20 protein-coding genes and 1 pseudogene are annotated in these 23258 nt (G+C 64.6%); 9 read left to right on the top strand and 12 right to left on the bottom strand.

Going from position 1 to position 23258, the window contains the following annotated elements; translation table 11 throughout:
* Positions 1 to 45: 45 nt before the first annotated feature.
* From AAG813_RS17100 to AAG813_RS17080, 5 genes are all read left to right on the top strand, one after another.
* On the top strand, positions 46 to 1215 hold the full coding sequence (locus AAG813_RS17100) for an ABC transporter substrate-binding protein (RefSeq protein ID WP_341916967.1): 1170 nt from the start codon (positions 46 to 48) through the stop codon (positions 1213 to 1215).
* Positions 1216 to 1278: 63 nt separating this feature from the next.
* Complete coding sequence (locus tag AAG813_RS17095) at positions 1279 to 2172, top strand: branched-chain amino acid ABC transporter permease (protein WP_341916966.1); 894 nt, start codon at positions 1279 to 1281, stop codon at positions 2170 to 2172.
* Positions 2165 to 3196, top strand: coding sequence for a branched-chain amino acid ABC transporter permease (locus tag AAG813_RS17090; protein WP_341916965.1), 1032 nt, complete (start codon positions 2165 to 2167; stop codon positions 3194 to 3196). Before AAG813_RS17095 ends, AAG813_RS17090 begins: the two co-directional genes overlap by 8 nt.
* Entirely contained in the window at positions 3193 to 3981 is a 789-nt protein-coding gene (locus tag AAG813_RS17085; RefSeq protein ID WP_341916963.1) for an ABC transporter ATP-binding protein, read from the top strand. Before AAG813_RS17090 ends, AAG813_RS17085 begins: the two co-directional genes overlap by 4 nt.
* Positions 3974 to 4681, top strand: a complete 708-nt coding sequence (locus tag AAG813_RS17080) for an ABC transporter ATP-binding protein (RefSeq protein WP_341916962.1) — start codon at positions 3974 to 3976, stop codon at positions 4679 to 4681. Before AAG813_RS17085 ends, AAG813_RS17080 begins: the two co-directional genes overlap by 8 nt.
* 7 nt (positions 4682 to 4688) lie before the next feature.
* Here the strand turns inward: AAG813_RS17080 and AAG813_RS17075 are convergent, their stop codons facing one another.
* The 5 genes from AAG813_RS17075 to AAG813_RS17055 form a co-directional block, all read right to left on the bottom strand.
* Positions 4689 to 6011: a TRAP transporter large permease subunit gene (locus tag AAG813_RS17075; protein ID WP_341916961.1), complete on the bottom strand. Its 1323-nt coding sequence runs from the start codon at positions 6009 to 6011 to the stop codon at positions 4689 to 4691.
* Positions 6008 to 6538 carry a TRAP transporter small permease gene (locus AAG813_RS17070; RefSeq protein ID WP_341916959.1) on the bottom strand — a complete coding sequence of 177 codons (531 nt, stop codon included), beginning with the start codon at positions 6536 to 6538 and terminating at the stop codon, positions 6008 to 6010. The genes AAG813_RS17075 and AAG813_RS17070 overlap by 4 nt, the downstream gene beginning before the upstream one ends.
* A gap of 66 nt (positions 6539 to 6604) precedes the next feature.
* A complete protein-coding gene (gene dctP, locus AAG813_RS17065; protein WP_341916957.1) occupies positions 6605 to 7582 on the bottom strand; it encodes a TRAP transporter substrate-binding protein DctP in 978 nt (325 codons plus the stop codon).
* Between the two features lie 90 nt (positions 7583 to 7672).
* Positions 7673 to 9136: an indolepyruvate oxidoreductase subunit beta family protein gene (locus tag AAG813_RS17060; protein WP_341917001.1), complete on the bottom strand. Its 1464-nt coding sequence runs from the start codon at positions 9134 to 9136 to the stop codon at positions 7673 to 7675.
* Between the two features lie 140 nt (positions 9137 to 9276).
* Positions 9277 to 11463 carry an indolepyruvate ferredoxin oxidoreductase subunit alpha gene (locus tag AAG813_RS17055; RefSeq protein WP_341916954.1) on the bottom strand — a complete coding sequence of 729 codons (2187 nt, stop codon included), beginning with the start codon at positions 11461 to 11463 and terminating at the stop codon, positions 9277 to 9279.
* Between the two features lie 201 nt (positions 11464 to 11664).
* On the opposite strand from AAG813_RS17055, the gene AAG813_RS17050 reads away from it, so the two are divergent.
* Positions 11665 to 12597, top strand: coding sequence for a LysR family transcriptional regulator (locus tag AAG813_RS17050; protein WP_341916953.1), 933 nt, complete (start codon positions 11665 to 11667; stop codon positions 12595 to 12597).
* A 92-nt stretch (positions 12598 to 12689) separates the two neighbouring features.
* On the opposite strand, the gene AAG813_RS17045 is transcribed toward AAG813_RS17050, so the two are convergent.
* From AAG813_RS17045 to AAG813_RS17035, 3 genes are read right to left on the bottom strand one after another with little or no spacing between them, the layout of a single operon-like run.
* The gene (locus AAG813_RS17045; RefSeq protein WP_341916952.1) at positions 12690 to 13373 is read right to left on the bottom strand and encodes an SPOR domain-containing protein; all 684 of its coding nucleotides are present in this window, start codon (positions 13371 to 13373) and stop codon (positions 12690 to 12692) included.
* Positions 13367 to 14227, bottom strand: a complete 861-nt coding sequence (locus tag AAG813_RS17040) for a biotin--[acetyl-CoA-carboxylase] ligase (RefSeq protein WP_341916951.1) — start codon at positions 14225 to 14227, stop codon at positions 13367 to 13369. The genes AAG813_RS17045 and AAG813_RS17040 overlap by 7 nt, the downstream gene beginning before the upstream one ends.
* Before the next feature lie 20 nt (positions 14228 to 14247).
* Complete coding sequence (locus AAG813_RS17035; protein WP_341916949.1) at positions 14248 to 14973, bottom strand: SET domain-containing protein-lysine N-methyltransferase; 726 nt, start codon at positions 14971 to 14973, stop codon at positions 14248 to 14250.
* A 74-nt stretch (positions 14974 to 15047) separates the two neighbouring features.
* Between AAG813_RS17035 and AAG813_RS17030 the strand changes: the two genes are divergently transcribed.
* Positions 15048 to 15566, top strand: a complete 519-nt coding sequence (locus tag AAG813_RS17030; protein WP_341916948.1) for a TlpA disulfide reductase family protein — start codon at positions 15048 to 15050, stop codon at positions 15564 to 15566.
* A complete protein-coding gene (locus AAG813_RS17025) occupies positions 15563 to 18535 on the top strand; it encodes a DNA topoisomerase III (protein ID WP_341916947.1) in 2973 nt (990 codons plus the stop codon). The genes AAG813_RS17030 and AAG813_RS17025 overlap by 4 nt, the downstream gene beginning before the upstream one ends.
* A 593-nt stretch (positions 18536 to 19128) precedes the next feature.
* Here AAG813_RS17025 and AAG813_RS17020 read toward each other — a convergent pair.
* The 4 genes from AAG813_RS17020 to AAG813_RS17005 form a co-directional block, all read right to left on the bottom strand.
* A complete protein-coding gene (locus tag AAG813_RS17020) occupies positions 19129 to 19938 on the bottom strand; it encodes a type 1 glutamine amidotransferase (protein WP_341916945.1) in 810 nt (269 codons plus the stop codon).
* 79 nt (positions 19939 to 20017) lie between these two features.
* Positions 20018 to 21454: a sensor histidine kinase N-terminal domain-containing protein gene (locus AAG813_RS17015; RefSeq protein WP_341916999.1), complete on the bottom strand. Its 1437-nt coding sequence runs from the start codon at positions 21452 to 21454 to the stop codon at positions 20018 to 20020.
* A gap of 136 nt (positions 21455 to 21590) precedes the next feature.
* Positions 21591 to 22265 carry a response regulator transcription factor gene (locus AAG813_RS17010; RefSeq protein WP_096666079.1) on the bottom strand — a complete coding sequence of 225 codons (675 nt, stop codon included), beginning with the start codon at positions 22263 to 22265 and terminating at the stop codon, positions 21591 to 21593.
* A gap of 114 nt (positions 22266 to 22379) precedes the next feature.
* Positions 22380 to 22880, bottom strand: a complete 501-nt coding sequence (locus AAG813_RS17005) for a MarR family winged helix-turn-helix transcriptional regulator (RefSeq protein ID WP_341916942.1) — start codon at positions 22878 to 22880, stop codon at positions 22380 to 22382.
* 165 nt (positions 22881 to 23045) lie between these two features.
* Here AAG813_RS17005 and recA point away from each other — a divergent pair.
* A pseudogene (recA, locus tag AAG813_RS17000) lies at positions 23046 to 23258 on the top strand (recombinase RecA); the annotation flags it as partial.

Below are 23258 nucleotides of genomic sequence, written 5' to 3'. Positions count from 1 at the left end.
GAAATTTGAAACACACCACACTTTTTAACCACGAAGGAGACAAACATGAAAACTTCTATTCGCACCATCCTCGCTGTCATGGGCACAGCACCCTTGCTCGCCCTGGCCCAGACCGGCCCCATCAAGATCGGCGTGGTGACGCCGCTGTCAGGCACCTATGCGGGCATCGGCCAGCAGGTGAAATGGGGCCTGGATCTGGCGGCGGCGCAGATCAACGCCGCCGGCGGCGTGGCGGGGCGCAAGCTGGAACTGCTGTATGAGGACGAGGAAGCCAATCCGGCCGTCGCGACCCAGAAGGCCGAGAAGCTGTTCCAGGTCAACAAGGTCGACTTCCTCACCGGGACGGTGAACTCCGGCTCGACGCTGGCCGTCGGCCAAGTCGCCGAGCGTAATGGCAAGCTGATGGCGACCACGGTGTCATTCTCTGACGCCATCACAGCCGACAAATGCTCGCCCAATGTGTTCCGCGTCAATGCGCGGGCCGGCATGCAGTCGGCCGCACTTGCCGAGTGGTTGTCCAGGGAAAAACCGCAAGCCAACGTGTTCTACCTCGGCCCTGATTACGAGATGGGCCGCAGCACCGTGGCGGCGTTCAAGTCGGCCGCCGAAGCCAAGGGGTCCAAGACCGTCGGCGAGGTGTATGCACCGCTGGACAACAAAGACTACTCGCCGTTTTTTGGCCAGGTGCGATCGGCCAAACCGGCGGTGATTTACACCTCGGTGGCCGGCAACGACACGGTGCGTCTGTTCAACCAGATGGCCGAGTTCGGCCTGGGCCGCAACGTTCAGATTGTGGGAGCCTCGGGCACCGTGACTTCGCAAAACCTCGCTGCGATCGGCAAGGCGGCGGACGGATTTGTCACCGGCGTGGGTTATTCGCCCAACATCGAAGGTCCGGAGAACAAAAAGTTTGTCACCGACTTCGTGGCCGCGAACAAGACCCTCCCCGACTTGTATGGCGCGGACTCGTATGGCGTGCTGTTTTTCTACAAGGCAGCCGTCGAAAAAGCCAAGAGCACCGAAACGGACAAGGTCCGCGACGCCATGCGTGGCCTGCAGTGGAACACGCCACAGGGCGTGAAGACGCTGCGCGCGGGCGACCACCAGGCAATGCAGGACATGTACGCAGTACGCGTCAAGGGCGGCGAATTCCAGATCGTCGGCAAGGTGGCGGCGGCCCAAGCCATTGGCCCCGACACCTGCACGAAATTCTAAAAACAGCAGATGCAGCGCGCGCTCCGGGCCTGGCCTGGCACCGCTGCACTTCAGGAGACAGACATGGGTGAAATGCTGGAGTGGCTGCAGTTTGTGCTGGCGCCGCAGGTGATCAACGGAGCGTCGATCGGCGTGGCTGTGGTGTTGATGGCCCTCGGCCTGACCATCATCTTCGGCCTGCTCGATGTCATCAACATGGCGCATGGCGAGTTCTATGCCATTGGCGCTTACGCCGCGGTGGCGCTGCTGGGAGTAGGCCTGCCCTTCTGGTGGGCGCTGGGTCTGACGCCGCTGTTGATGGCGGTAGTGGGCTATGCAACGGAACGCGCACTTATCCAGCGCGTGTTCCATTCCAAGGAGCGGCACACGTTGACGCTGCTGCTGACTTTTGGCCTGGCGATCATTCTCGAGGATGCGCTCAAGATCGTGTTCGGTGCCAACCCGTTGCGTCTGGAACCACCGATTTCCGGAGCTAGCGAGGTCTTCGGCCTGTTCTTTCCGAACTACCGTCTTTTCGTGATGGCGATGGGTAGCGTGGTGATTGCCACGGTCTGGCTGGTGGTGTTTCGCACACGTCTCGGTGCCATGGTGCGTGCAGCTGCCTATGACCGTCATATGGCCGCGTCGCTTGGCGTACCGGTGGCCGTGGTGTACGCCGGCACGTTTGCGTTTGGTGTGGCGCTGGCAGGCCTGGCCGGCGTATTGCTGGCGCCGATCTATTCGGTGTTCCCGACCATGGGGCGTGACTTTGTGCTGATTGCCTTTTCCGTCGTGATCATCGGCGGCATGGGTTCGATCAAGGGCGCGGTCATCGCTGGCTTGGTGTTGACCCAAATCCAGTCGATCTCCAGCCTCTATATTTCCCCGGTGTGGAGCGACCCGCTGCTGTTCGCGATCATGGTGTTGGTGTTGATGTGGCGTCCGCAAGGGCTGTTCGGGAGGTTGGGCCATGCGTGAAATGACCGCTGATCCGGTGGCACTGTCTACCGCCGTGACGCCTCGCCTTCTGCGTCGCCCGACTCTTGCGCTGGCCTGGCTGTTCTTCGGCCTTGCACTGCTGTTTGCGGTGGTGGCGGGTATAACTGGCGACGTGTTTTTCTTCCGGCTGGCCACTGAATCACTGATTTTTGGTGGGCTGGCGCTGTCGGTCGATCTGCTGCTCGGACGGACCGGTCTGCTGCCCCTGGGGCAGGCCCTTTTCTTCGGGTTTGGCGCCTATGTCTCGGCCCTGGTGCTCAAACAGGGCTTGCCTTCGTTCTGGCTGGCGATGGCGGTGGTGCTGGTGACGACCACGCTGGTCGGGTTGCTGGCCGGGGTGATTGCGATTCGCGCCAAGGGCGTTTACTTTGCGCTGATCAGCTTCGGGCTGGCGCAAGTGGTCTCCAAGGTGGTGTTCAACACGCGCGAGCTGGGTGCGTCGGACGGCATCATCGGTGTGCCGGTACCGCAGATTTCGTTCGGGCTGTTCAGTGTTGATGCGGCCAGCCCGGCGGGATTCTTCTTGCTGGTGCTGGCATTTATAGCCGTCCTGTACGGCCTGTTGGCCTACCTGATGGAAACGCCCTTTGGGCACCAGCTGGCGGCGATCCGTACCAATGAACACCGCGTCTCGTTCCTTGGCGTCGACCCCTGGCGGTACAAGCTTGCTGTTTTTGTGCTGGCGGCCAACGTGGCGGGACTGTCGGGCGCTCTCTATCCGATGCTGCGCGGTTTTGTATCGCCCGAGCTGATGTTCTTCCAAGTCTCAGGCAACGCCATTATCAATGTCATCGTGGGTGGCACGGGCACGCTGATCGGTGCGCTCTACGGTTCGGCGATCCTCACGGTGCTGAGATCGGTCATCGGCACATTCACGGCCCACCACCAGCTCGTGATCGGTGTGATCTTCATGATCTCGGTGATTTTCTTTCCGAAGGGGCTGATCGGTTATGTGCTTGAGGCGCTTGAACGGCGTCATGCCAACAGGGAGAAATCGTCATGAATGCAGTGCCTGTAGCCGTGGTCGCCGCCCCCCCGGACGCCATTCTCTCGGTGAACGACATCTCGGTACGCTTTGGGTCACTGGTGGCCGTCAACAGGGTGAGCTTTGAGGCGCAACGCGGGCAGATCACCTCGGTGATCGGGCCGAACGGCGCCGGCAAAAGCACCTTGTTCAACCTGATCAGCGGGGCGATCCGGCCGAGCGCTGGCCGTGTGATATTTGACGGGCAGGACCTGACCGGTTCTGCGCCCAATCACATGCTGGCGGCAGGCCTGGCGCGCTCGTTCCAGATCACCAACCTGTTTTTCGAACTGACGGTCCGCGAGAATCTGCGCCTGGCGGCGCAATTCCTTGAACACGGCCGCGGCCTGCTGCGGCCCGTCAGTTCCAGCCGGTTGGCGCTGCAGCGGGTCGACGAGCTGGTAGAGCGTTTTCGGCTGGAACGCAAGCTCGATGAGTTGGCCGGTTTCCTGTCGCACGGGGAGCAGCGCCGGCTTGAAATTGCCGTGGCCCTTGCGGCCCGTCCACGCATGCTCCTGCTGGACGAACCCACCCAGGGCATGAGTCATGCCGATACACAGGAAACGGGGGCCATGATCCGTGGTCTGGCAGGCGAGTCGCTGAGCATTCTGCTGGTCGAGCACGATGTCGATCTGGTCATGAGTCTGTCGGACCATGTTGTGGTAATGCATCAGGGCGCCAAGCTGGCCGAAGGCACGCCGCAGATGGTGCGCAGCAATCCGGCCGTGCAATCGGCTTACTTTGGAGATACTTCCCATGCTTGAACTGACAAATGTTCATGCCCATTACGGACTGAGTCATGTGCTGCAGGGTGTGTCGATCCGCGTGCGCGCCGGCGAGGTGGTTGGCCTGTTTGGCCGCAATGGCGTGGGCAAGACCACCGTGATGAAGACGATCGCCGGATGGCTCACGCCATCGGAGGGGCGTGTTGCTTTCGACGGCCAGGAGATTGGCGGCGTGGCCTCGGACGTGATCTGCCGGCGTGGCATTGGCTTTGTGCCTGAGGACCGACGCATCTTTCCCGGTCTCACGGTGGAAGAAAACCTGGTGCTGGGTTTCATGCAATGCCCAAGTCGCTCGGGCGCGGAATCGAAACGACGACTCGATGAAATTTATCAGCGCTTCCCGCGATTGGGTGAACGCCGCCAGCAAATGGGAACCACCCTGTCAGGCGGAGAGCAGCAGATGCTGGCCATGGCACGCGTGCTGGTGGGCAAACCCAAATTGCTACTGATCGACGAACCGACCGAAGGGCTGGCGCCCCGGATCGTGGAGGAGATCTTCCACATTATGGAAGGTCTGCGCCGCGACGGCATCCCGATCGTACTGGTGGAGCAAAACGTACGCCGCGCCATCGATCTGTCGACCCGCTTTTATGCGCTAGAACGCGGCCAGGTTTTGCTCGAAGGCGATGCGTCCAATCCCGCACATCGCCAAGCCCTGTTTGAGCGCATCGCTGTTTGAGACGGCACTACCCGATCAGCTTGGGAAGCCAGGTCGCAATCGCCGGGATCCAGAACACCGCCGCGAGCAGGATCAGGCTCATGACCACATAAGGCACGACCGCGGTGAAGATGTGGCCCATGGTGACCGAAGGCGGCGCCACGCCGCGCATGGTCATCAGCAGCAGGCCGTGCGGCGGCAGCAGCAGGCCCAGTTGCATGCAGATCAGGAACATCACGCCGAACCAGATCGGGTCGATGCCGAGCGCCTGCACGATGGGCATGAAAATCGGCAGCGTGATCATCATCATGCTGACCTGGTCGACGAAGATGCCCAGGAAAATCAGCATCAGCATCATGCCGACCACAATCATGTTGGTTGACAGGCCCTGGCCGGTGATGAACTGCACCAGGCCGCTGCTGGCGCCCGAGAACGACAGGATCTGCGCAAAGGTCGTGGCGCCCAGGATGATGAACAGAATCATGCCCGAGATGCCGGCCGTGCCCTTGAGTGCCTTGATCACCGCGTCCCAGGTCAGCACGCGGTAACACAGGGCCAGCAGCATGGTGGCAAAGGCGCCCAGCGCCGCGCATTCGGTCGGTGTGGCCCAGCCGGCAGCCAGCGCGCCCACCACCACGCCGAAGATCGACAGCGTCGGCAGCACATAAGCAAAAAACAGGCTCCAGCGTGCCCAGCCGCGATGTTGCACCACGTCGTCCCTGTCGGCCGGCGCGAGCTTGGGGCTGATGCTGACGCGGATGATGATCCACAGCACAAAGGCCACCGACAGAATCACACCCGGAATCACGCCGCCTATCAGCAGCTTGGAAATCGAGATGCCCGAGAGCGAGCCGAGCAGCACTGTCAGCGCCGACGGCGGAATCAGCATGTCCACCGCACCGATGGCCATGATGGGGCCGGTGGCAATCGTCGGGTGGTAACCGCGCGCCAGCATGATGGGCAGCATCAGCGAGCCGAGCATGGCGGTGGTGGCAATCGTCGAGCCCGAGATCGCCGAGAACACTGTGCCGGCGACCACGGCCACCACCGCGAGACGGCCGGGCACGCGTTTGATCAGGCGCTCCACGCCCTCGATGACCTTGAGGGCCAGGCCGGTGTGAAACAGGATCTCGCCCATCAGCACAAACAGCGGAATCGGCGTCAGTGAAAAAGCCGTGACCGAGGTCACGCTGCTGCGTGCCAGCTGCATCAGCCCGGGTTCGCCGCCCATGTACAGCCAGGCGCCGATGATGTTGATGGTGATGAAAGTCAGCGCCACCGGCATGCCGATGAACAGCAGCACGGTGGAGCCGCCCAGCATCAGCCAGGCGGCCAGGCCCCAGCCGCTCATGCTGCGCTCACCGCGTCGTGGCGCGGACCGCGCGGGCCGCGTTGCAGCCGGATCATGCGAAAAATCATTTCAATTCCAAGAAGAACAAAAACCAGCGGCAGCGGCGCCAGCGCCCACCACTCGGGGGTGACCAGGGTCTTGATGTTGACGGCGCCCGAGGTGTAGCTTGACCAGGCGGCCTGCGTGCCATACCAGGCGATCACCACGCAGCAGGCAAAACCGATCAGGTCGCCGAGCCATTCGAGGGTCCAGGCCAGCCGGGGCGGCAGCGCCTGCAGCAGGATGTCGACCCGGATGTGCTGGCCCTGGCGCAGCAGCCAGGGCGCGACACACATGGTGATCAGGTAGAGCATGAGTTCGGAGATTTCATTGCTCCAGGCCAGGCCTTGCGGCAGGCCGGGAATGGGCAGGTTGCGCAGCGCCACATCGGCCACGATGATCAGCATCATGGCCATCAGGATGGCGCAGCCGAGCATGGCCAGCGCGCTGAGCGCCCTGCCGTAATGGGACGACAGGCGGTCAATCATGAATCAAGCCACCGCAGCCAGGGCACCGGCGGGTGAGGCGGCCAAGCGCCGCCTGCGGTTGGGCGCTCATTTGGAAAACAGCGCCTTGAAGCGGGCGGCAATGTCCGGGCTCTGCTTGGTCGCACCGGCCCAGCCGATGTCGTAAGCCTTGTCGCGGAAAGCCTTGGCCGTGGCGGCATCAAACGTGATGGTCTGGATGCCGGCGGCCTGCTGGCGTGCGGTTTCCGTGGTGGTGTACTTGGCCCAGAAGGTGTTTTCGGCTTCGAGCGCAAGCAGCTGCTTTTGCAGGTAGTTGCGCTGCGTGTCGGTGAGCTTCTTGTACGCCGGCAGGTTCATGATCAGCGAGACTTCGGCGTCGTAGAAACCGGGGTCGATGCGGAACTTGGTTTTTTCATGCCAGTTCAAATCGAAGATGCCGCCGATCGGCCAGCCGTAACCGTCGACCACGCCGCGCTCGAGCGCGGTGTAGACCTCGCCGGGTGGCGTGGTGATGACGTTGGCGTTGAGTGACTGGAAGAAGTCGCGGTACACCGGGGTGATGCGGATCTTCTGGCCGGTCAGGTCAGGCTTGTCGACTTTCTTGTTGGTATAGATGTGAAAGGGCTGGTTCTCCACCATGCGCGCGAGGTACTGCATGTTGCCCTTCTCGTTCCAGACCTTGTTGATCGCGTCGAAGGCGCCGTTCTTGCGCTGCTCGGCCACGGGGATCTGGGTCAGCTTGAGGAAGTCGGCCTCGGGCATGACGTTGGTGTAGAACGCGCCGGTGTTCAGTGCCATGTCGACCACGCCGGTTTTCACCGCATTGCCGGCCTCGAAGGTCGGGATGGCTTTCGGGCCGCCGAGGAAGTTGATCTGCAGCACGCCTTTGCCTTCGGCGTTGACCTTGTTGATCCAGGGCTGCAGGCGCTGCACGTAGATGCCGTTTTCGGCAAACGCACTGACGAGGCGCAGCGTGACTTCCTGCGCGGCGACGCCACCCGAAAAGCTGGCGGCGACCAGCACGGCTGAAACCGTCCTGAGGGTGGTTGAAAAGCTGACTTTCATGGGGTCTGTCTCCTGTTGGATTTGCTATCGATGATCCGCTCTGCACAAACACCCGTCAATGCGGGCGACTACCACTCTCACGCTGACGGCCTACACCGTGGCCAGCATCTGTTCCAGCGCCTTGCCGCTGTCGTCGGCCAGCGCGGCCCGGCTCAGTGCCTGCAATGTCTGGGCGCCCTGCGGCTGGGCCTGCAGTTGCGGCAGCTTGGCCATCACGCGCTGGTAGCTGCGCCAGCCGCGTTCATGGGTGTCGCCGTAACCCTTGACCAGGCGCTGCGACCGCGCCACCTCCAGCGCCAGCGCCGGATGGGTCGGCGCCAGGCTTGTGATGCTGGCCAGCCAGTCGTTGATGCGCTGCTGCTCGACCTGGAACCGCAGCGAGCGCGGGCGCAGCGGACGCAGCGCGGCAATCGTGTACAGCAGCAGGTAGCCGCGTATCGAGCTGGTCTGCACGATGCGGCCCTTGCGCGTGAAGGGCTCGATACAGGCGCGCGCCCAGGGCGTGGCCAGCAGCCAGCGCCCGAGGCCGGCCGGCAGCGTGTCGGCAATTTCCTCGACGCGCGGGTGCAGAAACTCGTTGATGCCCATGTGCTGCGTGTGGCTCAATTTGACTTCGCCGCCGACGCGCGCAAAACGCGAGCGCCGGGTTTTCAGGTCGGCGACACGCACCGTGTCTTCGTAGGACATCCACAGCGCCAGGTGGCGCGCGGTTTCGTCCAGCAGCTCGGCGGCCAGCGCAGGGTCGGCCGGCAGGCGGGCCAGCAGCGGCTGCAGGCGGTCCAGGTAGGCCGCGGCGTAGGCCACATCCTGGTAGTCGGCGGCGCGCACGATGCCCGCGGCCAGCGTGACATGGCTGGTGGCGGGAAAGTCCTGTTGAATGCGTTGCGCCAGTGCCGCGAGCCGCGCGCCGACTGGCGGCATGGGCGCGGCGGCTGGCAGGGCTGCGGCGGCAGGCGGTGCCAGCGTTTGCTGCGCGACGGCAAAACCGGCGGCAAAGGCCTTGAGGCTGGAGGTCACGCCGACGCCGCCGCGCGTGATCGTCGCTTCGAACTGTTCGCGGGTAAAGGGCAGGCGGCCGGTGGCAGCCAGCGCGCCATACAACGTGGGGCTGATCAGGCTGCCGGTGTCTTCGGCCAGCTGGGCGAAGTCGGCGCTGATGAAATGCCGGGCCGCGGCGCGTCCGCCTTCGAGCAACTTGTCCGAGCTGACGCGGCCGTCGCCCATGGCGGTGCGTTCGGTCATGGAATACACGCGGTGGGTCGAGGCCACAAAGGTGGTGCGGTTCGCCGTGACCAGGCCGCGCTGCAGCGCGCGGCCGGCCTCCATCAGTTCCGAGGCAATCACGATGTCGACCTCGCCGGGCACCGGGCTCAGCGCCATGACCGGCCTGCGGCCCGCGGGCACGGCGGCTTCGGGGAAAATCTCGAGGTAATACACGGTGGCGCCGGTGCGCTGCGCCACGCCGGGCACCGAAGTGGTCTGCGCGAAGTAACCGTTCTGCTCGGCCAGATCCACCAGCCAGTCAGCCAGCACACCGCCGCCTTCGCCGCCCATCGCAAGAATGGCAATCGTGATTGAACGGGCCCCCACGTTTGTCACTCCGTGTACTGCACTGCCCCCCGAGGGGGCGCTCGCGCCTTGGGGCGGCCCGGCGGCGCTCAGTGCGGGATTGCCCGATGTCAGCAGTGTTTCCGTCATGCCGCAATCCCTTCGAGCCGGCGCTCGATGCGGTTTTGCAGCCAGCCGATCACCGCCGTGCGCAGCTTCAACTTGAAGCCGTCCCAGGCGGTCGGGTTGTTGATGATTTCGGCGCGGTAAAACGAGGGGCACAACACGGCGGCGTGCGCCACTTCGCCGCACAGGCCGCAGCCCACGCAGCTGTCGATCACGGTGGCAATCGGGTCGCGCCGCAGCGGGTCGGGGTTGGGCTTGATGGTCAGCGAGGGGCAGCCGGACAGCCGGATGCACGAGTGGTCGCCGGTGCAGGTGTCGGGGTCGATGCCGAAACGTTCGCGCACCACACGCTCACCGCCGGCAATCATCTTGCGGATCTGCGGCTTGACGCGGCGCTGGCGGTTCAGCATGCATTCGCTTTGCGCAATGATGACCTTGGGGCCTTTTTCCTTCGTGGTCAGCGCTTCGCGCAGGGTGTCGCGCATCTGTGTCAGGCTGTAGGTGTTGGTCACCGTTTTCGCCCATTTCACGCCGACGCCGCGCACGGCTTTCTCGATCGGGTTGTTGGTGCTGCGCAGCGGGTTGACGGCCTTGGACGAGAGCACGTCCTGTCCGCCGGTGGCGGCCGAGTAGCCGTTGTCCACCACCAGCAGCACGTTGTCGGTCTGGTTGAACACCGCGTTGCCGACCCCGCTGGTCAGGCCGTTGTGCCAGAAGCCGCCGTCGCCCATCATGGCGATCGTGCGCTTGGAGGTTTCGGTGGTGTTGAAGGCCGAGGCGCCGGCCCAGCCCAGGCCGTAACCCATGGTGGTGGCGCCGATGTTGAAAGGTGGCAGGATGGAAAACAGGTGGCAGCCGATGTCGCAGCTCACATGGTGCTGGCCGAGCTCGCGCTCGATAAGCTTCATCGCGGTGAAGATGGGGCGCTCGGGGCAGCCGGTGCAAAACGAGGGCGGGCGGGCCTGGACTTCGGCGGCCGCCGCCTGGATGGCAAAGGCCTTGGGGTTGCCGTCCAGCAGTGCCAGGCCGGTGGCCGCAGGCCGCGCCGCCAGCGGCAGCTCCCGGCCTTCCAGCAACTCGGGCGCGTAGAGGGCGATGAAGCGGGCCAGGCCCTTGAGCACCACGCCGCCGGTGTATTCGCCGGCCATGGGCAACACGTCCTTGCCGTGCACGCGGGTCTGCAGGTCGGCCCGGCGCAGGATGGTGTTGACGTTCTGCTCGATGAAGTCGGGCTGGCCTTCCTCGACCAGCAGGATGCCGCGCTTGCCGGCGCAAAAACGCTTGAACTCGTCGTCGATCAGGGGGTAGGTCAGGTTCAGCACATACAGCGGCACCTGCGACTGCCCGAACGCATCGGCCAGGCCCAGCAGCTCGAGCGAACGCAGCACGCTGTTGTACAGGCCACCCTGCATGACGATGCCGAAGTCTTTCGCATCTTCGGCAAAAAATTCGTTGAGCTGGTGCTGCTGGATGAACTTCACCGCGGCTGGCCAGCGCTCGGTGATTTTTTCCTGTTCCTGCGCGTAGCTCGCCGGCGGCAGCACGATGCGGCTGGCGTCGCGCTGCGGGTTTTCCATCGCGTCCTTCAGCGTGAAGGCCGATCGCTTGTTGTCCTTGGTCGGGAAACGCCCGTGCACATGGCAGGCGCGTATGCGCAGCTCCAGCATCACCGGTGTGCGGCTGGCTTCGGAGAGTTCAAAGCCCATTTCCACGGCCTGCACAATGCTTTCCAGGTTGGGGCGCGGGTCCATCAGCCAGACCTGCGACTTCATGGCAAAGGCGTGTGAGCGCTCCTGCATGATGCTCGAACCCTCGCCGTAGTCCTCGCCGACGATCAGCAACGCACCGCCGGTCACGCCGCCCGAGGCCAGGTTGGCCAGCGCGTCGGAGGCCACGTTGGTGCCGACGGTGGACTTGAAGGTCACGGCGCCGCGCAGCGGGTAGTTGACCGACGCGGCCAGCGTGGCGGTGGCGGTGGCTTCGGAGGCGCTGTGCTCGAAACGCACGCCGAGCTCCTGCAGGATGTCGTTGGCGTCGGTGAGCACGTCCATCAGGTGCGAAATCGGTGCGCCCTGGTAGCCGGCGACATAGGACACGCCCGACTGCAGCAGGGCCTTGGTGACGGCCAGGATGCCTTCGCCGCGGAACTCTTCCCCCGCGCCCAGGCGCAGTTTTTCCACCTCGGCGGCAAATGAACGTTCAGCCATGCGCCACTCCGCTGGCCTGAGCCGCGCCGTCTGTCTGGGAAATGTGTCCTGGGTGCATCAATCCGCCTGTGTTTCCAGCGCAATTTACGCAGCTTGAAGGCATCATGCAAATGGATTGTATGAATGGAGCACATCCGTTTGATCAATAATTCGGGACAACCCTGAGAACCCTTCACAGGGCCTTTCGCGAAAGGCGCGGCGATGAATTTCCGTCAACTCGACCTCAACCTGCTGCGGGTGCTGGCGGCCATTCATCGCACCGGCTCGGTGACGCTGGCCGGCAAGACCCTGGCGCTGTCGCAGCCGGCCACCAGCAATGCCCTGGCCCGGCTGCGCGACTTTTTTGGAGACGAGCTGTTTGTGCGCGCGCCGTCAGGCCTGAAGCCGACGCGCCTGTGCGAGCAGCTGGCGCCCGCGGTGCTGGCCCAGCTGCTGGCGCTGGAGACGCTGGTCACCGGCCACGAGGAGTTCGACCCGGCCAGCAGCGACATGCACTGGCGGCTGTCGCTGTCCGATCTCGGCGAAATGCTGTTCCTGCCGGAACTGGCCGGCGCGATGCGCAGCCAGGCGCCGGGCGCGCGGCTGTCCAACATCTCGGTGGCTTCGTCCGACGTGGCGGCGGCGCTCGAGGCGCGCGAGATCGACCTGGCCATCGGCATCCTGCAGCCGCGCCACCGCGGCATACGCACCGAGCTGCTGTTTCGCGAGCGTTATGTGGCGATCGCCGCGCCGCAGTGGCGGCCCGCCTCCGGCCGCAGTGGCCGCACCCTGACGGCGCAGCAACTGGCCGAGGCCTCGTTTGTGGTGGCCGCACCGACGGCGACCTTTCACGGCAGCGTCGAGCAGATGCTGGCGCGCATGAAACTGGAAGACCGCATCGTGCTGCGGGCGCGTCATTTCGGCGCGCTGCCCGAGCTGGCGCTGACCTCGGACCTGCTGTCCATCGTGCCCGAAATGTATGCGCGCAACCTGCGCCAGCGTTACGACTGCCGGGTCTGGGGCATTCCCGGCGTGCCGGCCTACGAGGTTCGCCTGGTCTGGCACAGCAGCACCGACAAGGACCCGGCGCACCAGTGGATGCGCGCGCTGGTGCACAAGCTGTTCAAGCGGCCGGTGCGTGCGGAGGTCCGCTGAGTCGACCGGTTTTGAAGCCGAATTGGCCGCCAGCCCAAGTGCAGCGGGCGTGAGCAGCTATGGAATGTGTAGCGAAACGGGCGCGTGGCGCTTCAAAGGCAGGGCCGCAGCGGCTTGCCTTCGAACTGTGGCTTGAGCGCGTCGAGCTGTGCGCGCAGCGCGGCATCCACCGCGGCGAGCTTGAGGGTCTGGCCGCGCGCCTCGGCGCGCTCCTGCACCACGCGGGCGGTGCGCACGCCCTTGCCGGCAATACGCGCGAGCTCCTTGTCGGCGTCGGCCTGCTGCGCAAAGCTGGCCAGTGCCAGCCCGGGCGCCAGCGCTTCGTTGTTGACCGAGCGGAAGGACACGCCGAGCTGGCGCAACTCGTTGCGTTTTTTGGCCAGGGCCTCTTCGCTGGGGTATTTGCCCATATAAACAATCCAGCGTGCCGGTTCGGCGCTGCTTTCGAATTGCCAGCTGCCGGCGGGCAGGGTTTTTTCCAGGCTGGCCCGCAACGCCGTGGTCTGCTGCTCGTTGAACAGGCCGGCCTGCAGGCATTCGGCGGCTTCGGCCGTGGCGCTGGCGCCATTGGCCGGGCGGGCCGTGCCGCTGGTTTCCAGTTGCCGGGCTTCGTCGGCCGTCAGCAGGCGGATGGCTTCGGGCCGGATTTGTGTGGCCAGGCGCTGGGGCTCGGTCTGTACGCTGGGCGCCATGCCCAGCGGTGCCAGCGCACCCCGGGACCAGGCGAAGTAGGCGACGTTGGCCAGCGCCAGCAGCAACACCAGCAGCCTCAGCATGGGCGTGTGCTGCCTGCGGTGGGGGGCGTCACGGGACGGACGCTGACTTCGGAACTGGTGATTTCTTGCATGCCAGCCGCAGTATGCACCAGCAGCGCGCCGTTTTCCCCGACCCCGTGGGCCACGCCCTGGGTGCCGTCGGACAGCTGCACGGCGCGCCCGGCGAGTGCATCACGCGCCGCAAACCGCGCCTGAAACGGCGAAAAACCAAACAGGCCGAAGGCCTGCACCGCCTGCACCAGCGGCGCCGCCACGCGCAGCAGTGTTTGGGCCACGTCGATGCCGGGCAGCAGCGTCTGCAGGGCGCCGGGTGCCAGGGCGGCCGGCTGGCCGGTGCCCGAGGGCGCCAGCGGCTGCGCCATCGGACGCACGTTGATGCCGACACCGATGACCACATAACGCTGCTCGCCCCAGCTGGCGGTTTCGACCAGGATGCCGGCCAGCTTGGATTCGCCCCGGGCATCGCTCAGCCACAGGTCGTTGGGCCACTTGAGGCGGATGGCGGGTGCGGCGGGGTTGCCGGGTTCCAGGCTCTCGGCAATGCTGATGCCCACTGCCAGCGACAGGCCCGACCAGTCGGCCGGTTGCAGCGGCAGGCCCAGTGAAAAGGTCAGGCTGTCGCCGATGCTGCTTTGCCAGCTGCGACCCATGCGGCCACGGCCGGCGGTTTGCTGCTCGGCCACCAGCAGCACGGGCCCGCACGCGTCCGGCCCGGCGGCCCGAAAGCGCCGCATCAGTTCGGTGTTGGTCGAGTCCAGCTGCGGCAACACCTCGACCGTGAAACCGGGCAACACCGGCGCCACAGCTTCCCAGATGGCCTCGGCGGGCCAGCGGATGGGGACGGTGTCTGTCATGCCGGGCCCGCGATGACAGGTCAGGGCTTTTTGCCTTTGGCCGGTTTGATTGGTTTGGGGGCTTTACCGGTCTTGCCGGCCTTCTTCAGGACTTTTTTCAGTTCCTTGTTGAGCTCTTTCTTGAGCTGCTTGCCTTTCACGGGCTTGTCGGCGCTGGCGGTTTTTTCAGGCTTGCTCTTCTTTTTGTCTTTTTTCTTGCCCGGCTTGTCGTCCTTGGGGGCCAGCAGGGTGCCGCGGCAGTTCTTGGCGCCGCACCAGCAGGGGTACTCGGCCAGCAGCTTCTTGGTGTAGGGCGCGTCGATGATCAGGCCGTAGTCGTAAAACAGCTCGTCGCCCGCCGGGATGTTGCGCAGCGCCTTGATGAAGACGCGGCCGTCCTGCTCGTCAGCCTCGCAGTTGGGGTTGCAGCTGTGGTTGATCCAGCGGGAGGAGTTGCCGCCGTACTTGGCGTCGATCACATGCTTTTCATCGATGTGAAAGTAGAAGGTGTGGTTCGGGTCCTTCGGGTCGTGCGGGTGGCGGCGCAGGGCTTCCTTCCAGGTGATCACTTCGCCCACGTATTCAATCAGCGTTTCGCCTTCGGCGAGGTCCTGCACGGCAAACACGCCCTTGCCATGAACGTTGGAGACGCGCGTCTGAATACGGCGGCCGGCGTCAGCGGCGGGCCGGGCGGGCGGGCTGGAAAGGGGGGCAGAGACCTGAGTTTTTGACACGACGTATTTTTTTGGTATGGTTAATTCATGCATGTGCGCGCACATGCGGGTGCGCGCGTGCGTACGCGCGAAGCCGCTATTGTAGTGAAGCACGCAAGGAACAAGCCATGATGAACCGCCGCCAGGCCCTCGAATCCGTCGCCGCGCTGGCCGCCGCGGGCCTGGGGCTGCCCGCGTGGGCCCGGGGCTCGGACAGCCCCCTGCCGCCGGTCGGCAGCACCCTGGCCTTGCCGGCCTTGAGACTGCTGGACGGACGCCCCTGGACGCCCGAGCAGGTGGAGGGAAAGGTGCTTGTGGTGTACTGGTGGGCCAGCTGGTGCCCTTTTTGTGCGGTTCAGTCGCCGCACATCGAGGCTTTGTGGCGGGCGCAGAAGGCGCGGGGCCTGGAGGTTCTGGCGCTGTCGATTGATAAGGAGGCCGCTGCGGCGGTCAACTATATGAAGGCCAGGGGTTACAGCTTTCCCGCCGGGATGCTGACCCCTGACGTGGCCAAAGTTCTGCCCAAGCCGGACGGTCTGCCGGTGGTGGTGGTGGTGAAAGTCAGTGGCAAGCGCGGAAAAGTGCTGTTTGCCGAAGCCGGGGAAATGTTCCCCGAAGATGTAGAAGGTTTGAAGAAGTACTTATGAAAACGCTGGTGATTGCAGAAAAACCCTCGGTCGCACAGGACATCGTGCGGGCGATGACGCCGACCGTGGGCAAGTTTGAAAAGCACGATGAGTACTTTGAGAGCGACGACTGGCTGGTCACCTCGGCCGTGGGCCACCTGGTGGAAATCCAGGCGCCGGAGGAGTTTGACGTCAAGCGCGGCAAATGGAGCTTTGCCAACCTGCCGGTGATTCCGCCCTACTTCGACCTCAAACCCATTGACAAGACCAAGACGCGGCTCAATGCCATCGTCAAGCTGGCCAAACGCAAGGACGTGGGTGCCCTCGTTAACGCCTGCGACGCGGGCCGCGAGGGCGAGCTGATCTTCCGCCTGATCCAGCAGTACGCCAAGAGCGCGCACCCGGTGAAGCGGCTGTGGCTGCAGTCCATGACGCCGGCCGCGATCCGCGAGGGGTTTGACAGCCTGCGCACCGACGCGCAGATGCTGCCGCTGGCGGATGCAGCGCGTTGCCGCTCGGAGGCCGACTGGATGGTCGGCATCAACGGCACGCGCGCCATGACGGCCTTCAACTCGCGCGACGGCGGTTTCTTTCTGACGACCGTGGGCCGCGTGCAGACGCCGACCCTGTCGGTGGTGGTCGAGCGCGAGGAAAAAATCCGCAAGTTCGTCTCCCGCGATTACTGGGAAATCCACGCGAGTTTTCTGGCCGAGGCCGGCGAGTACCCGGCCAAGTGGTTTGACCCGAAGTGGAAGAAGGCCGCCGCGAATGCGGACAACGCCGAGCCCGATGCCGAACTGAAGGCCGACCGCGTCTGGTCTGAGCGCGAGGCGCTGGCGATTGCCGACGCGGTGCGCGGCAAGGCCGCCACGGTGACTGAAGAAAGCAAGCCGACCACGCAGGCCGCGGGCCTGCTGTTTGACCTGACCTCGCTGCAGCGCGAGGCCAACGGCAAGTTCGGCTTTTCGGCCAAGACCACGCTGTCGATTGCGCAAAGCCTGTACGAGCGCCACAAGGCGCTGACCTACCCGCGTACCGATTCGCGCGCGCTGCCGGAAGACTATGTGCCGGTGGTCAAGCAGACCTTCGAGATGCTGGCCGCCAGCTCCATGAAACACCTGGCGCCGCACGCGGCCACGGCGCTCAAGGGCAACTACATCAAGCCGAGCAAGCGCATTTTCGACAACAGCAAGGTGAGCGATCACTTTGCGATCATCCCTACGCTGCAGGCCCCCAGCGGCCTGAGCGATGCCGAGCAGAAGCTGTACGACCTGGTGGTGCGCCGCTTCATGGCGGTGTTTTTCCCGAGCGCCGAATACCTGGTGACCACGCGGATTTCGCAGGCCGTCGGCCACAGCTTCAAGACCGAGGGCAAGGTGCTGGTCAAGCCGGGCTGGCTGGCGATTTACGGCAAGGAAGCCGCCGATGAAGTGGCCGACGCCAAGGAAGGCGACAAGGGCCAGAGCCTGGTGCCGGTCAAACCCGGCGAGATGGTGCGCGCCGAGGTGGTCGAAGCGAAGGGTCTGAAGACACGGCCACCCGCCCGTTACACGGAAGCCACCTTGCTGGGCGCGATGGAAGGCGCCGGCAAGACGATTGACGACGACGAGCTGCGTGAAGCCATGCAGGAAAAAGGCCTGGGCACACCGGCCACGCGCGCAGCCACCATTGAGGGCCTGATCAACGAGAAATACATGCTGCGCGAAGGCCGCGAGCTGATCCCGACGGCCAAGGCCTTCCAGCTCATGACGCTGCTGCGCGGCCTGGGCGTGGAAGAACTCTCGCGCGCCGATCTGACCGGCGAGTGGGAATACAAACTCGCGCAGATGGAACACGGCAAGCTGAGCCGCGAGACCTTCATGGCCGAAATTGCCGCCATGACGAAGAAGCTGGTCGACAAGGCCAAGGGTTACGACAAGGACACCATCCCCGGCGACTACGCCACGCTCACGGCGCCCTGCCCCAACTGCGGCGGTGTGATCAAGGAGAACTACCGGCGCTACACCTGCGTCGGCAAAAAGGGCGACGATGGCTGCGGCTTCTCGTTCGGCAAGACGCCGGCCGGACGCACCTTCGAGGTGGCCGAGGTCGAGCAGTTCCTGCGCGACAAGCGCATCGGGCCGCTGGACGGTTTCCGCTCCAAGGCCGGCTGGCCGTTCACCGCCGAGATGGTGATCAAGTTCGACGAAGAGACGAAGAACTACAAGCTCGAATTCGATTTCGGCGACGACAAGGCCGGCGAGACCGGCGAGATCGTCGATTTTTCAGGCCAGCAGTCGCTGGGCGCCTGCCCCAAGTGCGGCGCGGGCGTGTTCGAACACGGCAAGAACTATGTGTGTGAAAAGTCGGTGCCGACCAACGCGCAGCCGACGCCGAGCTGCGACTTCAAGACCGGCCAGATGATCCTGCAGCAGCCGGTCGAGCGCGAGCAGATGGTCAAGCTGCTCACCACCGGCAAGACCGACCTGCTCGACAAGTTTGTCTCCATGCGCACGCGCCGGCCGTTCAAGGCCATGCTGGCCTGGGACGCGGAAGCCGGCAAGGTGAACTTCGAGTTTGCGCCGTCGAAATTCCCGCCGCGCAAGACCGCCGGCCCGCCGCGCACCGGCACGGTGAAAACCCCGTTCGGCAAAACCGTGGCTGCCAAAAAAGCGGCCGGACCCGCCGTCAAGAAGGTGGCGGCCAAGAAAGTCGCGGCCAAAAAGGCCCCCGCTGCCAAAACCGCCAAACCGAAAGTGCCACGCGTGGCCAAGCCCGGCAGCGGCCTGAAACCCAGCGACGCCCTGGCCGCGGTGATAGGCGCCGAACCGGTGGCCCGCACCCAGGTCATCAAGAAACTCTGGGATTACATCAAGGCCGAAAACCTGCAGGACGCCACCAACAAACGCGCCATCAACGCCGATGCCAAGCTGCTGGCCGTGTTCGGCAAGCCGCAGGTGACGATGTTTGAGCTGGCGGGGATTGTCGGGAAGCATTTGACGGCAGAGTAAATTCCGCGCCATTCGCTGCATCACGCAGCGTTCCCGGTCCTCTTCCGGCAGTAGGACTAACTCCCCACTCCCACTCCCACCCCTAACCCCTCCCTCGCCCCGCTGGGCGATGGAGGGGGACTTCATTTGGCTGCGTGTGCTGCATCCGCGTGCAAACATGACGGCCACGTTCTTCGACATGACGCGCTGTGCGCGTCATGTCTCCCCGAATTGGTATTGGTTTTCAATCTCCCACCCGTCGGGCTGGGCCGAGGAGCGCAGGCAAAAGCGGATCAGGGCTCGCGATTGTCTGAGCCGAAGGCGAGTTCGAGCGAGACCCCGCTTTTGTCGAGCACCGCAGGTTGCCCCGAAGCGCAGCGCAGGGGACCCGGACCATCGGGTCGCCTTTCTTTTGGGTACTTTTCTTTGGCGAGACAAAGAAAAGTGCCTCGCGCGCCGGGGCGAGACCCGGCTTGCTGGCGCACCGCAAAACGTAACCGAAGAACCAGCTTCAACAGGTTCAGTCGGAGCGCGTAAGAATGCTATGAATTCAATAGCTATCGGCGCTCACCCCAATTGGGGGTAAAGGCTTTTTGCTTAAAAGCGGCGGCGCCTCAGGCTGTCACGTGCTTTTTCGCAGCGGCCACCGCAGAAAGAAAATCCTCCAGCACTGCCGCATCGTCAATCGTGTCCGACCCCGGCTGGTGGAACTCGGGGTGCCACTGCAACGCCGCGATGTAGCTTTTTGACTTGTCCTTGCGGCGTATGGCTTCCACCATGCCGTCGGGCACGCTGAAGGCCTCGGCCTCGAACTCGGGCGCCAGGTCCTTGATGCCTTGGTGGTGGATGCTGTTGACACGTGCGCGCTCCACGCCGGGATACAGGCGCGACAGCTGCGTGCCCTGCACGATCTCCACGCTGTGGAAGTTCTGGTCGTAAATTACCGCGTCGCGATGCAGGAAGGATTCGGGCACCTGGGTGGCGATGTCCTGGTACAGCGTGCCGCCGAAGGCCACGTTGAGCAGTTGCAGGCCGCGGCAGATGCCGAACACCGGCTTGCCGGCTTTTTCGAAGGAGGCGACCATGGCCTTGTCATAGTCGTCGCGCACGCGGTCGCCGGACCAGCGTTCCTCGAGCGGCTCTTCGCCGTAGCTGCCGGGCCAGACATCGGCGCCGCCGTGCAGCACCAGGCCGTCGAGCCACTGGGCGTAGTCGTCAAAACCGACATCGCCGCGCTGCGTGGCGCCGGTCGGGCAGGGCACCATCACCACCATCGCGCCCGAGGACATGATCCAGTGGGCAACCGACTGCTCGACGTATTGCAGGGTTTTGCCGGTGAACAGCGAGCGGGTCGGGTCGGCGTGTGAAAAACAGGCCGAGAGGCCGATCTTGAGCCGGGTGCGCATGTGGCGCTGGCTGTTCATGGCTGTTGTTTTACGCATCGGATCCAGTGGCAGGTCGTCGGTTCGGGGGCAGTGCCCCAGTGTAGTGACGTGCCGGCTTTTATTCCTGCGGCAGGTCGGCAAACCCCATGAACCGGACGGTGATGCGAGTCCCCGGCGGCGTGTGTCCGGGCATGGCGTCATCGACCGAAACCGTGGCGCCATGCTGTTTGGCGATTTCCTCCACGATGGCCAGCCCCAGTCCCGAGCCGTCGACATTGGTGCCGAGGGCGCGGTAAAACGGCTGCAGCACCAGCTCGCGCTCGACGGCCGGGATGCCCGGGCCCGAGTCCTCGACCTGCAGCACCACCACGCCGCTGAAGCGGTCGGTCAGCAGGCGCACCGTGACCTGCCCGCCCTCGGGCGTGTAGTTGAGCGCGTTGTCGAGCAGGTTGCGCGCCAGCTCCTTGAGCAGCGTGGGGTTGGCTTCCAGCATGTTGGCGGCCTCACCGGCCGGCGGGCCTTCGTAGCCGAGGTCGATGCGTTTTTCCAGCGCCCGCGGCACCGAGTCCTGGATGGCCTCGGCCAGGATGTGCACCAGGTCCAGCCGCTGCTTGGCCAGGCTGCGGCCGGTGGTTTCAGCGCGGGCCAGGGCCAGCAGCTGGTTCACGGTGTGGGTGGCGCGGATGCTGGCGCGGCCGATCTGCTTGAGGGATTTTTTCAGTTCGTCGGCGTCGGTTTCGCGCTGTGCCAGGTCGGCCTGCATGCGCAGTCCGGCCAGCGGGGTCTTGAGCTGGTGGGCAGCGTCTGCCAGGAAACGCTTTTGCGTGCTCAGCAGCACCCTTAGCCGGCCCAGCAGGTCGTTGATGGACGACACCAGGGGCGCGACCTCTTCGGGCACGATGGTTTCGTCAAGCGGGCTCATGTCGTCGGACTTGCGTGCGCGTATGCGTTTTTCCAGCTGGTCCAGCGGCTTGATGCCGCGCACCAGCGCCAGCCAGACCAGCAGCACGGCCAGCGGCAGCGTGACAAACTGCGGCACCATCACGCCCTTGACGATCTCGGTGGCCAGCGTCTTGCGTTTTTCCAGTGTCTCGGCCACCTGCACCAGGACCGGATGGCCGCCCGGTACGTCGGTCCTGATCCAGGTGTAGGCCACACGCACATCCTGCCCCTGCATGATGTCCTCGCGCAGCCGCACTTCGCCGTCAAAGGTCATCTCCTCGTCCGTCGGCAGGGGCAGGTCGTGTTCGCCGCTGATGTATTCACCGCGCGCGCCCAGCACCTGGTAGAACACCAGGTCGGTGTCGTCGGCACGCAGGATTTCGCGCGCCGGCGCGGTCAGGTTGAACTGCACCTGCTTGTTTTTGACGACGATCAGTTTGGCCAGCGCCTGCACGTTGTACTCGAGCGCGCGGTCAAACGGCTTGCCGGCAATGTTCTGCGCCACCAGCCAGGTCAGCGCCAGGCTGATCGGCCACAGCAGCAACAGCGGCGTGAGCATCCAGTCGAGGATCTCGCCGAACAGGCTGCGCCGTTCGCGCTGGAAAAGCCTCAACGCCACTGATCGGGAAACGCGTATGCGTTGTCTTCACGCCAGCCGGGGCCGCGGAACCGGCTTTGCCGGGCCGCAGGCGCAGCGGCCCCCTCGGGGGGCAGCGCATTACACGCAGTGAAAAGCGTGGGGGCCATATTTAGCCGGGAATCTTCTCAAGGCAATAGCCCAGTCCGCGCACCGTGGCGATTCGCACCGGGCCCTTTTCGATCTTCTTGCGCAGCCGGTGGATGTAGACCTCGATGGCGTTGTTGCTGACTTCCTCACCCCATTCGCACAGGCGTTCGACCAGCTGGTCCTTGCTGACGAGGCGGCCGGCGCGCTGCAGCAGCACCTCCAGCAGGCCGAGTTCGCGTGCCGACAGCTCCAGCATCTGCCCGTCAATCGTCGCCACGCGTCCGGCCTGGTCGTACACCAGCGGGCCGTGCTTGATGGTGCTGCTGGCGCCGCCCATGCCGCGCCGGATCAGCGCGCGCACGCGGGCTTCGAGCTCCTGCAGCGAAAAAGGCTTGGCCATGTAGTCGTCGGCACCGTAGTCCAGGCCCTTGACGCGTTCCTCGACGCTGTCGGCGGCGGTGAGGATCAACACCGGCATGGCCGAGCCGCGCGCGCGCAGGCGCTTGAGCACTTCCAGCCCGTGCATGCGCGGCAGGCCCAGGTCCAGGATCAAGAGGTCGAACTCGGTGTTGGTCATCAGCGCGGCATCGGCTTCGGTGCCGCTGGCCACGTGGTCGGCCGCTGCGCCGGAAGCCCGCAGCGTACGCAGCAAACCGTCGGCCAGCACCTGGTCATCTTCGGCAATCAAAATACGCATGCTTGTCTCCTGATGGGGTCCCTGGCGCGCTCCGGCGGAACGTTCAGGGTGAAACGGCTCTGGGGCCGTTTTCCAAATTCTAGGCTTTTATCGTCCTTTGTTTGCTGACACGCCTCAGGCGCCGGCATAGGCTTCCAGGCCCAGTGCGACGACTGTCGCCACGTCGGTGCCCACGGCCTGGCGGAACTCGGCTTCGGCCTGCGCCACGGCGTCGCGGAAGGCCTGCAGCCAGAGCAGGCCGGCGGCGGTGAACACCACCGTGCGGGCGCGTTTGTCGTGCGGGTCGGGCTGGCGTGTGACCAGGCCCCAGGCTTCACACTGGTCCACCAGGTCGCCCATGGCCTGTTTGCTCATGCCGGCGCTTTGCGCCAGATCCGTCAGGCGCGAACCGCCGACCGCCAGGTGGCGCGTGATGTGGATGTGGGCCGCGCCCACCTGCGCGCGCGCCGCGAGGTTGGACAGCGCCAGCGGCACATCCACGTTGCGCGCCATCAGCACCAGCACCCGCTCGTCGAAGCGGCGCAGGGCGTGACCCAGCAGGCGGCCCAGGTGGGTCAGGCGCCAGTTCTCCTCGTCGGGGTGGCTGAGGGGCGCGGGAACGGGGCTGGAATCCATGCAGAAATGATAAAGCCGATTGATCAGGCAAACTGACTAAAAACAAGGTTTACTTATTTATACGGCAGCCATAAAGTACTGGTCATGCACCCAGTACTGTGATTAAAAGCAGATTCTGGTTCCAGAGCAAAAGTTTCACCCTCACTGATTTTCAAGGAGTTTTCCATGGACCTGCCGAACAAAGCCAACCCCGCCCTGAACACCGAAAAAGCCAAGGCCCTGCAAGCCGCCCTGGCCCAGATCGAAAAGCAGTTCGGCAAAGGCACCATCATGAAGCTGGGCGCCGGCGAGGTGATCGAGGACATCCAGGTGGTCTCCACCGGTTCGCTGGGCCTGGACATCGCGCTCGGCGTCGGCGGCCTGCCACGCGGCCGGGTG

The organism is Polaromonas sp. YR568 (genome assembly GCF_943371715.1).
Taxonomy (GTDB): domain Bacteria; phylum Pseudomonadota; class Gammaproteobacteria; order Burkholderiales; family Burkholderiaceae_C; genus Polaromonas.
This window is presented reverse-complemented; position numbering and strand designations above follow the sequence as displayed.

Bases quoted from the DNA above. Each gene is read 5' to 3' on its own strand.
- AAG813_RS17100 (WP_341916967.1), top strand. From the start codon at position 46: ATGAAAACTTCTATTCGCACCATCCTCGCTGTCATGGGCACAGCACCC.
- AAG813_RS17095 (WP_341916966.1), top strand. From the start codon at position 1,279: ATGGGTGAAATGCTGGAGTGGCTGCAGTTTGTGCTGGCGCCGCAGGTG.
- AAG813_RS17090 (WP_341916965.1), top strand. From the start codon at position 2,165: ATGCGTGAAATGACCGCTGATCCGGTGGCACTGTCTACCGCCGTGACG.
- AAG813_RS17085 (WP_341916963.1), top strand. From the start codon at position 3,193: ATGAATGCAGTGCCTGTAGCCGTGGTCGCCGCCCCCCCGGACGCCATT.
- AAG813_RS17080 (WP_341916962.1), top strand. From the start codon at position 3,974: ATGCTTGAACTGACAAATGTTCATGCCCATTACGGACTGAGTCATGTG.
- AAG813_RS17075 (WP_341916961.1), bottom strand. From the start codon at position 6,011: ATGAGCGGCTGGGGCCTGGCCGCCTGGCTGATGCTGGGCGGCTCCACC.
- AAG813_RS17070 (WP_341916959.1), bottom strand. From the start codon at position 6,538: ATGATTGACCGCCTGTCGTCCCATTACGGCAGGGCGCTCAGCGCGCTG.
- dctP (WP_341916957.1), bottom strand. From the start codon at position 7,582: ATGAAAGTCAGCTTTTCAACCACCCTCAGGACGGTTTCAGCCGTGCTG.
- AAG813_RS17060 (WP_341917001.1), bottom strand. From the start codon at position 9,136: ATGGGCGGCGAAGGCGGCGGTGTGCTGGCTGACTGGCTGGTGGATCTG.
- AAG813_RS17055 (WP_341916954.1), bottom strand. From the start codon at position 11,463: ATGGCTGAACGTTCATTTGCCGCCGAGGTGGAAAAACTGCGCCTGGGC.
- AAG813_RS17050 (WP_341916953.1), top strand. From the start codon at position 11,665: ATGAATTTCCGTCAACTCGACCTCAACCTGCTGCGGGTGCTGGCGGCC.
- AAG813_RS17045 (WP_341916952.1), bottom strand. From the start codon at position 13,373: ATGCTGAGGCTGCTGGTGTTGCTGCTGGCGCTGGCCAACGTCGCCTAC.
- AAG813_RS17040 (WP_341916951.1), bottom strand. From the start codon at position 14,227: ATGACAGACACCGTCCCCATCCGCTGGCCCGCCGAGGCCATCTGGGAA.
- AAG813_RS17035 (WP_341916949.1), bottom strand. From the start codon at position 14,973: ATGCATGAATTAACCATACCAAAAAAATACGTCGTGTCAAAAACTCAG.
- AAG813_RS17030 (WP_341916948.1), top strand. From the start codon at position 15,048: ATGATGAACCGCCGCCAGGCCCTCGAATCCGTCGCCGCGCTGGCCGCC.
- AAG813_RS17025 (WP_341916947.1), top strand. From the start codon at position 15,563: ATGAAAACGCTGGTGATTGCAGAAAAACCCTCGGTCGCACAGGACATC.
- AAG813_RS17020 (WP_341916945.1), bottom strand. From the start codon at position 19,938: ATGAACAGCCAGCGCCACATGCGCACCCGGCTCAAGATCGGCCTCTCG.
- AAG813_RS17010 (WP_096666079.1), bottom strand. From the start codon at position 22,265: ATGCGTATTTTGATTGCCGAAGATGACCAGGTGCTGGCCGACGGTTTG.
- AAG813_RS17005 (WP_341916942.1), bottom strand. From the start codon at position 22,880: ATGGATTCCAGCCCCGTTCCCGCGCCCCTCAGCCACCCCGACGAGGAG.